The sequence below is a fragment of the Verrucomicrobium spinosum DSM 4136 = JCM 18804 genome (assembly GCF_000172155.1).
Taxonomy (GTDB): Bacteria; Verrucomicrobiota; Verrucomicrobiia; order Verrucomicrobiales; family Verrucomicrobiaceae; genus Verrucomicrobium; species Verrucomicrobium spinosum.
Genome location: NZ_ABIZ01000001.1, coordinates 7,765,631 through 7,779,422, shown reverse-complemented (window position 1 = coordinate 7,779,422; position 13,792 = coordinate 7,765,631). Strand labels below are relative to the sequence as shown.

The window sequence follows — 13,792 nt, the reverse complement described above, 5'->3', positions numbered from 1 at the left end:
CAACTTCATTCGACAGCAACGCGTTCTGATTCAACCGGAACACCCAACGCTGATGAGAAGGTTTCTCCGGATAGTGGTGCAACTTTGGTGACGACCGTTAAGGCCCCATCATCACCTAGCCGGACCTGGGGGCAGGTGTCTGAAGAACAAAAGCGCTGGACTGCGGAGGCGCGTCCCACTGAAAAAACCACGCTGCGGTTGCTCGATCTGACGAAGGTGCCCACGGAGAAGGATCTGCGCATGGCAGGACAGCTCGGCGAGGAACTGCAACCGACCAGGGCGGCTGACGCTGCCGGCATTGCGGATCCTGTCGCCCGCAAGAAGCAGGAAGAGGACAATCTGGAGTTCGGCAAAGCCATTCAGAAGTGGAACCTTCATGACTATGATGAGGCGCAGTTGTTGTTTCTGGACCACCTGACCAAGTACCCCGATAGTCCCTGGGCAGCGGAGTCTGAACTGCACCTTGGCTGTGCCAGCCAGTACCTTGGCAAGTACGATGAAGCTCAAAAATGGTTTGAGGCCTCCCAGACCAGGTCGGATCTGGGGCAGCCGATGCACCAGAAGGCACTGCTGCGCCTAGGCGTGGTCGCGATGGACCGTGGTGAACTCAGCAAGGCGTCGGAGCTCTTTGCACGGCTCCGGGCCAATGACGGGGATCCCGCGCGCATGACGTATGCGTCCTATTGGATCCGCGCCTTGAGCTTGATGAAGGCCCAGGAGACGGCGCTGAGGGACTGCGGACAAAAGTCCCTTGGGGAAATATGCAAGGTGATGGGAAACGAAACGAATGCGCGGGAACTGCGTGGGTTGGATGCGGCCGGTCCGCATGGATTCACCATTCAAGAGCTGGAGCAGACAGCCCGGCGGTACGGCATGGCGGCCCGCACGGTGCGAGCCAGCGGTGCCACACTAAAAGATCTTCCCCTGCCGCTGGTGGCTCACTACCGTGACCGTCACTTTGTGGCCGTTATCGGACGGGAGCAGGATGGAAGGTTGAAGGTGTATGACACGCGTGTGGGCCATACAGTGGCGATGGACCCTAAGGGCTTTGTCACCCAGTGGTCAGGGTTGGCTACAGTGTTCTCCGAGGTGAGTTCGCCCGGGGTGCGTCTGGCATCAGTCCAGGAGACGGTGGAGGCCATGGGCGGATGCTGTGGCTTGCCGCGCAATCCGGATGACCTGTGTGAGGAGTGCTGTGATGACGAGGAGGGCGGCGGCTGCAGCTCTTGCTACGGCATGCCGGAGTGGTCCATCAACGAGATGAACATGAATCTTGTGGTCAAGGACATTCCCCTGTGGTGGGATGCCCCCTATGGCAAGAGTGTGAAGATCGGGCTGACCTACAACAGCCTGGACTCGCTCATTGCCATCCGTCCATTTGGTGACAAGTGGATGCTCAACTATGCCTCGTATCTGGTGGTGGACCCCAGCGGGAGTGTGAAAGTCATCACGGGATCAGGAAAGGGCGAGAACTTCAGCCCCGACGGCAGCGGCGGCTACAATTCGAATGCGCGCAACGCCACCAAGACGTTGACCAAGGTGACGGGTCACAGCTATCGCTTTGAGCTGGTTGACGGCAGCGGGACGAAGTTCCTCTATGATGTGCCACCAGCCATGGGGGGCAGCAGCGCCTCCAGCCTTCTGCTCTCCATGACGGACAAGTATGGAACGGCGGTCACCATCACGCACAATGCCCAGGGGGCCATCACAGCCGTGAGCCATCCGGCGGCGGTCACGACGCTGAGCCCAACGGGGACCTGGGCCTTTGTTTATGGTGGCAATGGGAAAGTCTCCCATATCGACGATCCGTTCGGTCGTCAGGTGACCTTCAGCTACGACGGCTATGGCCGATTGACCGGTCAGACGGACATGGGCGGAGTGGCCTACGGGTACTCCTACACCACGGCGGCGCAGGTGAACGAGCGCGATCTCAACGACCCCGAGCAGTTTGTGATCCGGACCAATGAGTTGTTCCTTAGTGCCATCACCACGCCGAGCGGTGTCACGCAGTTTTATACTGAATCCGCGGATGGCATTGGCAATGGCATGGATCGATATCCACCACCGGGTGCGGTGATGTGGGAGAACTACAGAATCACGGTGACGGACCCCATGGGGGCGAAGGAAGAGTACCATTTTGACGGGTACAGCCGGGTGTTTTGGCACCGTGACAAGAATCATTACAGGGAAGGAGAGCAGGGGACGGTTAAGACGGTGCATCACTTCACGATGGTGAACGGACGTGGCGAAATCAGTTCAACGAACCACCAGGCGGGGGGAAGCAGCTACTACGGAAGTCATACTGACGGTGGGCGACCAGAACATACCACCAGCAATGACGGGCACTCAATAGCTCGTACCTATAACAGCAAGGGAAAGGTCGTGACTCAAAACGATGGTCACGGGACGGTGATTGCGTACGAATACACACCTGACGGCCTGAAAATGAACAAGGAGGTGCATTCTGCGGATGGCGTGGATGTCATTGTGGCGGAAAGAGAGTTTGATCCTGTGACTGGAGATGTCACCGCCAAGGTGGATGAACTGGGATTGCGCACCGAGTTTACCCGCAATGTCCGAGGGCAGCCAGTCACAGTGACCAATCCCCATGGTGACGTGACAACTTATGCATACAATCTTCAAGGTTATCTGGAGAAGGTAAAATTCCAACCCAATGGCCACCCTGTTGAAATTGTGAAGACAGAGTTTGTCTGCGATGATGTGGGGCGCGTGGTTTCAGAAATGGATGAACGTGGCTATGTGTTGCTTTATGAATATGACGATCTGAATCGTCGGATCAAGACCACGTACCCCGACACCACTGTCGAGCTTAGAAACTACAACTGCTGCAACCTGACAAGCGTCACAACTCGAGACGGAGCAGTGACGCGTTTTGGATACGACAACCTCAAGCGATTGGTCTCCCAGGTGAACCCAGGACGGCAAGTGGTGAACTATGGTCACGACAAGGTCGGAAACATCACCGAAATCCGCTTTGGACGTGGAGAGTGGGTGCGCTGGGAATATGATGCGGCCAATCGCAAGACAGCGAAGACCTACCCTGACGGAAAGAGGCTGACTTTTGGGTACGATGCACAAACAGGAAGACATCTCTGGACCAAGGATGCGCAAGATCGACAACTCAGTTTTGACCATGATGAGCACGGTCAACTGCTGAAGGTGACGCATTCAGATCTCCCCGAACAAAGCTATACCTACAATGAACGGGGGCTTATTCAGTCTTGGACCGATGGAGATCGGATTACCACCTATACTTATGATGTCATAGGCCGCTTCGCCTCCATAGACGGTCCTCTTGAGGACGATACCATCACCTACACCTACGACCAGTGGGGGCGGCTGAGTGAGTGGAGCTATTCCGGAAGTACAGAAAGCTACACTTTTGATGCGTTGGGAAGGGTCGCGACCGTGACTAATCCTCTTGGCGTATTCACGAACGCCTATGATGGTGATACCAACGTCCTTGAGCAGACTGCTTTCCCCATGGCAGGCCTGTCTGTCCAATACGCCCGAGGCCCAGTTGCCGCGGGGTTTAAGTTGACCGAAATCTATTATGAGGGGCCGGGCAATGCTGAAATCGCCCGCTTTGGCTATACTTATGACGCTGGCGGGGAAATCGCGACCTGGAATCAGACTCAGCCCGGCCTGAGTCCAGGGCGACAGTTAAGTTTTCAGTATGACGCGGCCAAACAAATGACGTCTGTGGTTGAGGCTCCACTACTGGGCTCCCCTCCCAATCCCCAAGTGGTATGGCGCTATCAATATGACGACAGTGGCAACCGACAACTGTCGCAGGAAAATCACCGAACAAATGCAGCCGTGTTCAACAACCTCAACCAGATGACGAATCTACAGCAAGGCGGCAGCACCTGGTTCCGTGGGCAGGTGAATGAAGCGGCCAATGTTTCGGTAGGCGGGCAGGCAGCAAAGGTATCCAATGCCGGTGTCTTTGAGGCCGTGCTGTCACTTGGAACCGGGGTTCACGATGTCGCCATGCAAGCTACTGACAACGCAGGAAATTCTGTCAATGAAACTTGGAGAGTGGATAACGGTAGTAACTCGCCTCAGGCACGCACTTTTGATGCCGAAGGCAACCTGCTATCGAATGGAACACGAACTCATACATGGGATGCCATGAACCGCATGACGAGCATCACAATGGGAGGAGATTCGTGGGAGTTCACCTACGATGGAAACAATCGTCGAATCGGTGAAAAGAAAAATGGCATAAACCAGACGGAATGGGTGTGGAATGACACAGGAATTCGGGAAGAACGACTGGCTGACGGGTCCAAGCGCCGATTCTGGACTGGGGGAATCGAACTCCTGGACGCTTCCAACGTGCAAACCGGCAAGCGATTCCTGCTAACAGACCATCTTGGTTCGGCCCGCGTAGCATTGGATGCTTCAGGTTCTGTTGTGGCGAGCTATGACTATGGAATCTGGGGGAAACGCGTTCGACTTGCTGGAACCGAAGAAGTGCCTGATGGATATACTGGCCATAGCTGGCACGAGAGCGGTCTCTCATTTGCTGTGCATCGAGTTTACGATCCAGAAGCAGGAGGCTGGTTGTCCAGGGACCCGATCGGAGAACGAGGCGGCATCAATCTTTATGGGATGGTGGGGAATAATCCGGTGAACCGAAAAGATGTGCTTGGCTTCGCTGAAATTGCCACCGATCCCGTGATCAACTGCCTGGGATATGCCAGCGGATTTGGAAAGACAATTCAACCTGAGAGGGGTAAACAGTCTCTAAGGGATCTCATCGAGAGGCAGCTTGGATACAAGTGTACGGGTCCGACAGCTGCGAAGTGCACTTGCCCAGACAAGTGTGACAGAGCCATGGTGATCTATATCTACAAGTATGATCCGAATGACATGAAAGATCCGTGGAACGACCCCTGGATCTTCAACCCCAAGAAAAACGATTTCCACGCCGCTGGGGATCCCAATAACGATGGCAACTGGTCGGAAATTGTAGGGAATCATCCAATCGGCACAAAGCCCGATCCGTGTGTCAACAACGATCCAGATTCGAGATGGGGCGGAAACGTTCCGAAGCTGAGATACTGCTGCTGTCACGACAAGTAGAAAGGACCTGATATCGGTATGAAAAATCAATTCTTAACCTTGCTCGTACTGGCTGGGCTATTCTGCACGGCACTGTTGTGCAGCTGCTCGTCAGGTCAGAGAAAGGTGGTTTACATTAGTATGGAAAACAATCGGCCGCTTTACAGGGTTGATGGACCTCCTCTGAAGCGGGTGGGATCCCCCGCATCATTGATCGCGGAATTGCATGCCTCGAATATCTCGAAGGTAGATCTTGTCGCAGATGCCTCCTGTGAACGTCACTTGGTTGATGGGCTGAAATCCGACTTGGTGAAAAGCTCCATCGTTGTTGGTTCGGTGACTGCGGGAACGGGAACTTATGAAGGCCCAGTTACGACGATCCGAGGGCCGCTGAAGCTGGCCAATCCCTAGGTAGGGGGCCTTGAGGAATCACTTGTGCTCGTCTGAGGTGATCCTTGTGGCTGACGCTGTCAAGCAAACTACGGAGCATGAGATCCTGAATCCAATCACGAACCATTCGGACCATTCGAATCAAGTATTTACGTCATCCGTGCATTTGGTTGGCACGCACGAGTCGAGTGCCCACCGGTCCGCAGGTAACCCTTAGCAGCCCACATGCCGAAAAATTAGCTTCCGTATGATCCGTTATCACAAGATGAAGAAGCTCCTGACTACGCTCGGGATAGGAGGAGTAGCTGCTGCTTTGGCAGTCGTGGTGTGGAATCATCAACAGGACAGGGTGCCGGATCCGGGAGGCCAAAGTGGCGATCAGCTTGTTGGGAACTCTTCCCGTGGTACGACAAACATCACTGCTGGAGAAAAGGAGAGCGAAGCGGCAAAGGTGCCAGGCACGACTTTGGTTACTACGACGAGAGTTCCCTCCACGCCGCGGCGGACCTGGGGGCAGGTGTCTGAAGAACAAAAGCGCTGGACTGCGGAAGCGCGTCCCACTGAAAAAACCACGCTGCGGTTGCTCGATCTGACGAAGGTGCCCACGGAGAAGGATCTGCGCATGGCAGGACAGCTGGGGGACGAGCTTCAACCGACACGAGCAGCCGATCCCGCAGGTATTGCCGATGCCGCCGCCCGCAAGAAGCAGGAGGCGGACAACCTTGACTTTGGAAAGGCCATTCAGAAGTGGAACCTCCATGAGTATGACGAGGCACAGCTGTTGTTTGTGGATCATCTCACGAAGTTTCCTGAAAGTCCCTGGGCGGCGGAGTCTGAGCTGCACCTTGGCTGTGCCAGCCAGTACCTTGGCAGATATGACGAAGCTCAAAAGTGGTTCGAGGCGTCACAGAGCCGGGCTCCGCTGGGACACCCGATGCACCAGAAGGCGCTTCTGCGTCTGGGCGTGGTGGCCATGGATCGCGGGGAACTGGACAAGGCGACCGAGCTGTTTGCGCGTCTCCGGCAGAACGACAGCGACCCTTCACGGATGACCTATGCGTCCTATTGGATTCGTGCCTTGGGGTTGATGAAGGCCAAGCAGACCGCCCTGCGTGACTGTGGCCAGAAGTCCCTGGGCGAGATCTGCAGTGTGCTGGGACTGGAGATGAACGCGCGAGAACTGAAGGGAATGGAGGCTGCTGGGACGCACGGCTTCACCATTCAGGAGCTGGAGCAGACGGCCCGGCGGTATGGGATGGCGGCCCGCACGGTGCGTGCCAGTGGATCGACCTTGAAGGATCTACCGCTTCCGCTGGTGGCGCACTATCGGGATCAGCATTTTGTGGCGGTGCTGGGGCGTGAGGGAGATGGGAAGGTGAAGGTGTATGACACGCGTGTGGGACATGTGATCTCGATGACGCATGCAGGATTTGTGTCGCAGTGGTCTGGGCTGGCCACGGTGTTTGCCGGGGTGCCGGAGCAGCCGGGGATACGGCTGGCCTCGGTGCAGGAGACGCAGGAGGCTATTGGCGGATGTTGTGGTGAGCCCAGGTATCCCGATGACTTGGGGGATGATTGTGAAGGGGGCAAGTGCTCTTCATGCCGGGGGATGCCTGAGTGGGTGGTCAATCCCGTCAACATGAACCTCATCGTGCGAGATACACCGATGTGGTGGGATGCACCCTATGGACCCAGTGTCGAAATGCGCCTTACCTACAACAGTCTCGATTCGCTCATTGACGTCCGTCCGTTCGGTCCCAAGTGGACTTTCGCCTACGCGTCTTATCTCGTGGTGGAACCTGGTGGCGCAGTGCTGGTGATTCGTGGTGATGCCAGGGCTGAGCGATTCACTCCAGACGGAAACGAGGGGTTCGTTGCAAATGCCCGGGTGGCCTCGAAGGTTTTGCGCAAACTTGCGGGCTCCAACTACCGATTTGAGTTGGAAGACAGCGAAGGCACCAAGTACTTGTATGATGTACCTCCGGCAATGGGAGGCAGCAGCGCATCGAGCCTCTTGCTGTCGATCACCGACAAGTACGGCACTTCCTTGAACATCACTCACAATGTCCAGGGCGCGATTTCGGCTATCAGTCATCCTGCGGCAGTGACCACCCTGAGTCCTACAGGGACCTGGAGCTTCGTGTATGGCGCAAACGGCAAGGTGTCGCACATTGACGATCCATTTGGTCGTCAGGCGACTTTTACCTATGATGTCAACAACCGGCTCACAGGGCAGACGGACATGGGGGCTGTCGCCTATGGCTACGGCTACACTACGGCTTCCCTTGTGACAGAACCCGATCCAGCCAATCCGTCCCAGACGATCACCCGGACAAATGAGCTGTTTTTGAATGCAATCACCACCCCGAGCGGCACAACGCAGTTCTTGACGGAGCCCTCGGATGGTGTCCAGATCGGTTCAGACACCTATGCGCCTCCTGGAGGCCCCATGTGGTCCAGTTATCGAATAACTATCACCGATCCGTTGGGAGCTCAGGAGGAATACTTCTATGCAGCTCTTTACACCGGCTGGCATAGGGACAAGAACCACTACAAATCTGGAGTTCCTGCATACGGGGGCGCAAGCGCGGCACTCGCCGACCCTCACACGAGGTACTACTATACATTAGTGAACGGCAAGGGGGAGCTTTCAGAGGTGAAGCACCAGGGAGGGGCGACGACCTACTTCTCAAGTTATGATCAAGGCGGACGGCCTCTGGGAAAGAGTAGCACCAATGGTCATTCTGACTCTTTTGTCTACAATGCAAGAGGCATGGTTCTGAGCCATGCAACCAGCCATGGAGGGCAAGTTTCATACGAATACGCCACCAACGGCATCGACGTCCTCAGTGTAAAACGCCTTCTCAATGGAGAGGAAACCGTTCTGTCGGAGTACGAGTATGATGGTACAACGGGCGATCTTGCTGCCACTGTGGATCAGGCCGGACTGCGTACTGAATACGAACGCAATGCGCGGGGGCAGGTGGTGTCGGTGACTCGTGCCTCTGGGGACGTCGCAGTCTATCAGTACAATTCGGCGGGGTGGCTTGAAAGTGTAAAATTGCAGGCGATCGGACATCCAAACGAAATCACCCTCGAAACATTTGAGTACGACGACGTCGGAAGGCTGGTGGGCCAGTCCAACTTTGACGGCTATGTGCTTTTGTACACCTACGACGACTTGAACAGGCGCATCCAGACTACGTATCCTGGCGGTGAAACCACTGTAAACACCTACAGTTGCTGCAACCTGGTTTCGGTGAAGAGCCGCGATAACAGCATTACCCAATACGGGTATGACGCACTCAAAAGACTGCGTACGGTGGTGGGACCTCAACGGCAGGTCGCCAGCTATTCATATGACAAGGTTGGCAATCTGACGGAAATCCAGTTCGGACGGGGTGAAAAGCTGAAGTGGGCATACGATGCAGCTGACAGGGTTGTCGCAAAAACCAATCCGGACGGAACCCAGGTCAGCCTGCAATACGATCCTCTGACGGGCCGGTTGAATTGGACAAAGGACACTGAGAACCGCGCGTCAACTTACGCATACAATACCTTGGGCCTTGTGACGAGCATCCAGCATGACTCGTTGCCCTTGCAATCTTTCACGTATGATGAGCTCGGAAGACGCCTGACGTGGACGGATGGTGCGCGCATTACTTCTTATGAGTATGATGCCATTGGCCGGCTTGTTTCAATTGACGGGCCGCTTGCCAACGACACGATCACATACACTTACGATTCCTTGGGTCGAATGAGCAGTTGGGAGTATGATGGAGCAGCTGAATCGTACACTTTCGATTCTCTAGACCGGATTGCTAATGTTGAGAATCCTCTTGGAACATTTTCGTTTAGCTATCTTGGTGACACAGGATTGGTGTCCAGCGTCCAGTATCCCATACCAGGCGTATCCGCAACGTATTCCAGGGACACAAACATCCATGGGCGCCGGTTAGTCGAAACTCGGTATGAGGGTTCAGGCAGTGTTGAAATTGCTCGATTTGACTACACCTATGACTCCGGTGGAAAGATCGAAACGTGGAGTCAGCATCAGCCCGGGATAAGTTCAGGAAAAGTTTGGACGATGAAGTATGACTCGGCCGGTCAACTTGACGCGGTGATGGAAAGCCCCGCTCAAGGCCCGGTGCCCAATCCGCAAGCAGTCTGGCGCTACCAGTATGACCCAAGCGGGAATCGTTTGCTTGCTCAGGAAGGTCATCGGACACGTCAGTTTGCCTTCAACAATCTCAATCAAAACACCAGCCAGTTGGCCGGAGGCATGACGTGGTTCAGGGGCCAGGTTGACGAGAGTTCAAAAGTTGAGGTGAATAGTCAACTTGCAAAAACGTCCCCCGAAGGCGTCTTCGAGGCGATCCTGCAGTTGGGATCCGGACAACACGACGTTCCTGTTGTGGCTACCGACAAAGCTGGAAATGTCACCTCAGAGCTGTGGCGGGTGGACAATGGGGGCGCTTCATCCAGGACCTTGAGTTATGATGTCGCAGGCAACATGCTCTCTGATGGAGCCCGTTCTTACGGATGGAATGATCGCAATTGCCTGACAAGCATTGATTCTGGCGCAGACAACTGGGCTTTGGAATATGATGGGGCGAGAAGAAGAATTGTTGAGTCAAAAAACTCGACTCAGACGCGCGAAACGGTGTGGCATGGAGCCAACGTCGTTGAAGAACGTCTGGGCGGCGGGGGGAAGATGCGATGTTGGACTGGCGGAGTTGAGGTGCTTAATGCGAGCGGCATGCAAACTGCGAAACAATTTCACCTCACTGATCTTCTGGGTTCAACTCGAGTCGTTTTGAACGAAACGGGTGCGGTCGTATCCAGTTATTCGTACAGTCCTTGGGGGCAGCGCACACTCATAGCAGGAGCCGATCTGACCCGGTTGGGATTTGCTGGCTATCATGTGCACGAGTCTGGATTGTGCCTCGCAACCTACCGTGCTTACGATACCGAGCGTGGTTCGTGGATATCAAGAGATCCAATAGGGGAGCACGGGGGACTCAATCTCTATGGCATGGCTGGGAATGATCCCGTAAATAATCTTGATGCCTTGGGACTGGATGTCGATCGTTCAATTCCGATTCCAGATGATCTGAAAGACAAGAACTGTATTGTCCACTTCATCACGATGATTGGCGATAATGCAACACATGCAATGCCTCCCAGCCATAAGCCTGCTGGCGGACCAGTAGTCGGTCTTTCGCATTCCGGGCTGAGGCCAAACGGAGAATTGCAAAATACGTTGTTTCCGGCGAAGGGAGTCATGAATGGTTCGACAGAGATCTATCTTTGCTGCTGTCTAACACCTCAAGATGAACAGGGTTTTGAGAAAGCCAAGAAACGTCAAGCAATTCCCTCGCAAGACACAAAGATGCCAGACGATAGTTTTTCTTGTACAAAAGAAGGTTGCGGTACCTTTTCGGCATGGAGGAATGGTGGTGTCGCCGGGGTGCTGGACCCCTCCTCTGGCCAGCCGGTTGATCCCAAATACCTAGAGGCTCCAGGAGGTGGCAAACTCGATCCCAAAGTACAGGATGACACCCCAGACATCCTGCGAAACATGCTGAAGGAAAAATGCCGCCTCGTGAGAACAGTGGTAAGACCTTAATCATGAAAACGAAGATTTTGACTCTCGTCGTTTTTGGAATTGGCGCTTTCTGCCTGGGGCAGGAGCCGAAAGTTCTGGAGGACCCAGTCTATTCGACCTTTCTCAAGGAGCTTGGACTGGCACGGGGAAAATCGGATGTCGCAACGGCTCAAAGAATTGCCGATGCCATCAAGCCGATTGCTGAGGGGAAAAACGAGAGAGACCGCTTTTATGGGGCGAACGCCCTTTGTTTCTATCTGGAATCGACATCTCCTCTTGAGGATCCAACGCCGCTGCTCAAAGTCGCCACCATGGCGCTCACATCGCCGGCTCTTAAGTCAGATGGACTTGCCTGGGTGCGCGTTGTCCACCTGGCTGCCCCTGCCAAAGCGGAAGCTCACTACAAGGAGATCTTCGAAGCGACAGGCAGTTCAGGCCAGCTCGCGATACTTGACTGGCTGATTTCGGTCAGAGGGGGAGGGTATTCAGCCAGCCCCTTCACCAAGCCTGGTCAGACCGTGACGGAAGCCAGCGATGCCCTGTTCGAAAGCGGCGGTGAACCACCTGTGGAGGCTGGGAGCAAGCGGAAGTAGACAGAACGGGAGATTTGAACCGTTGATGGTGCCTTGCGGGAGCGGGTCATGTCCAGCAAACCGTCGTCGAATGCCAGATAGTTATCGATCGGAACCGATAGAGATGCAGCCCATTCTCACCAAGTCGCTTTGCAGCGGTTTGATTTGGCGCGAAGATCAGCAGCTCACCGTCGAGCAGGGATTGTTTACCCACTGCGATCCGGGAGCACAAGGCATAGAGACGACCTGCATGTCTTGCGGGTCATCACCCACTTGTCCAAGGTGTATATCGCTACCAGATCTGGTGAGTTCGCGCAGAATGAACTACGCGTTTTGGTGCCAGATCCACTCGTAAACCGGTGCGAGTGGCCATGTTGCTGGCAATACTATCCTCAAGGATAGTTGTTTCACTTGTGAGATAGATGTCAAAGATGTGACGAATGGATGAGGTGGATGAAATTATTCTTTTCGAATACTACCAATATACGACAAAATTTTTAACATTATAGGATTGCCAAACGCGAACTTATAATGAAGTATCGGCGGTATCGCGGGTCCGGATGGTTGCTAGCCAGGGATCGGGCGAATTCCTAGTGACGAAGAGTGTTTGAATTCTCACAGGGAAAGAACCCCCAATTCTCAACAAACAGCATTCACGCCGTCGACGGCTGGGTCGCGTTTTGCCGCGATCCTGTCTGAGGCAGGCGTGTCACTTGGAACCCGCATTCTATGAACGCCTCATTCCTCAGGTGTCGGCATGGCAAAAAAACTTGGTCGTGTCTTTTCGGTGCAGGTTTGCTGCTCGTCACCGCGGGGCTTGTTCCGGCGAGTTGGTCTGACGCAGACATGGATGGTGACAACGATACCTGGACAGGGCTTACGCATCTAAATTTACTCCAAGCAAGGTTTGGAGATAGTCTGTACTGAGTCCGGCTTCGAATCTGCGTTGGTTGACCGATTTTTTGGAGTTTGGGTTCTCTCGCTTGATCATTGCATGAGTCAGGCGTCGAAGGGTGGCCAGATTCTCCGCGCTGTAACCGCTTCTAGACCGGCTCTCATCTTCGCCAAAGGTCACATCTAGAACCCAGTGCAGCGAGTTTTCAATCCCCCAGTGAGCGCGTACTGAGGCTGCAATGAGCGCGGCATCGGCTTTCAAACTGCTGATGAAGTAACGCCTTTGCACCGTGGTCTGACCCGCCACGGTGCGCTCGCATTCCACCGCAGCCACGCTGCGCAGTCCCGCCCACTTTTCTGCCCCCTGCAGCCAGCATTCCACTTCCTCACTCACCCAACAGCGACGCACTTCATGCCGGCCGTGCCCATCGCTTTCCTCTTGATGAAAGTTGCCTTCTGCCCTGGCCAGGTCCTCCCCCGTGTCCAAATAGTGGCTGACCTGTTGATGGAGGCTTTCCTGGTTGCTTTTGAGGGCCAGGATGTAGTCCCCCTTTTGCTGGATGATTTTCCTGGCCACCTCCCTCTGGCAGCCCATGGCGTCGATGGTCACGATGCAGCCTTTCAACGCCAGCATTTCCAACAACTCCGGCATCGCGCCAATCTCATTGCTCTTGTCAGCAACCTTGACCTGTCCAAGGCACAGGCTCAATTCACTGGCCCAAGCCCCCACGATGACCGCAGGTGCCTGCCCTTTGTCGACGGCCCCGCGCAGTGCCTTTCCATCAATGGCGATCACCCCTTTGAGACCGCTCTCAAGCCCCTCGCTGGAGAGTTGGCGCAATACACCTTGGGTCCAGAGACTGAAGGCTTCCATGAAGCGCTTGGGATCAAGCAGGCTGAAGACTTTACGGAACGTGTCGTGACTGGGAATGCCGTTGGGCAGGGCAAGAAAGCTCTCCAACCAAGTGCGCTTCAGATTGCCGAAGGCTTCCATATGGGTGTAATGCCCCTGACCGCACAGCATGGCGCAGGTGGCAATCACCAGGATGTCGGCCAGATCATGTCGCTGGGTACGCTGCACCCTCCAGTCATCAATGCTCTGAAAAACTTCACGAAGATTGCTGTCAGGAGATGCAGAGGCGGAAGACATGCCCCACTTCATTCACACATCTTAACTAATTTCCACGTGCTTTGTAAAAACTAGATGCGTAAGCCCTGGATACCTGGACAGATCCGG

The 13,792-nt window shown here is 54.9% G+C and carries 4 protein-coding genes; 3 read left to right on the top strand and 1 reads right to left on the bottom strand.

The annotated features are described in order from the left end of the window. The first annotated feature begins 135 nt into the window (after positions 1 to 135). The 3 genes from VSP_RS31305 (at position 136) to VSP_RS31290 (ending at position 11,682) form a co-directional block, all read left to right on the top strand. Positions 136 to 5,112, top strand: coding sequence for an RHS repeat-associated core domain-containing protein (locus VSP_RS31305; RefSeq protein ID WP_009965705.1), 4,977 nt, complete (start codon positions 136 to 138; stop codon positions 5,110 to 5,112). Positions 5,113 to 5,746: 634 nt separating this feature from the next. Beyond that, positions 5,747 to 11,110: an RHS repeat-associated core domain-containing protein gene (locus tag VSP_RS31295; protein ID WP_232289534.1), complete on the top strand. Its 5,364-nt coding sequence runs from the start codon at positions 5,747 to 5,749 to the stop codon at positions 11,108 to 11,110. Next, on the top strand, positions 11,077 to 11,682 hold the full coding sequence (locus VSP_RS31290; protein ID WP_157211165.1) for a hypothetical protein: 606 nt from the start codon (positions 11,077 to 11,079) through the stop codon (positions 11,680 to 11,682). Before VSP_RS31295 ends, VSP_RS31290 begins: the two co-directional genes overlap by 34 nt. Positions 11,683 to 12,538: 856 nt before the next feature. Here VSP_RS31290 and VSP_RS31285 read toward each other — a convergent pair. After that, on the bottom strand, positions 12,539 to 13,717 hold the full coding sequence (locus VSP_RS31285) for an ISAs1-like element ISVsp18 family transposase (protein ID WP_009959057.1): 1,179 nt from the start codon (positions 13,715 to 13,717) through the stop codon (positions 12,539 to 12,541). Positions 13,718 to 13,792 lie beyond the last annotated feature (75 nt).

Excerpts from the sequence above, each read along its gene's own strand:
- VSP_RS31295 (WP_232289534.1), top strand. The coding sequence starts at position 5,747 with ATGAAGAAGCTCCTGACTACGCTCGGGATAGGAGGAGTAGCTGCTGCT.
- VSP_RS31290 (WP_157211165.1), top strand. The coding sequence starts at position 11,077 with ATGCCGCCTCGTGAGAACAGTGGTAAGACCTTAATCATGAAAACGAAG.
- VSP_RS31285 (WP_009959057.1), bottom strand. The coding sequence starts at position 13,717 with ATGAAGTGGGGCATGTCTTCCGCCTCTGCATCTCCTGACAGCAATCTT.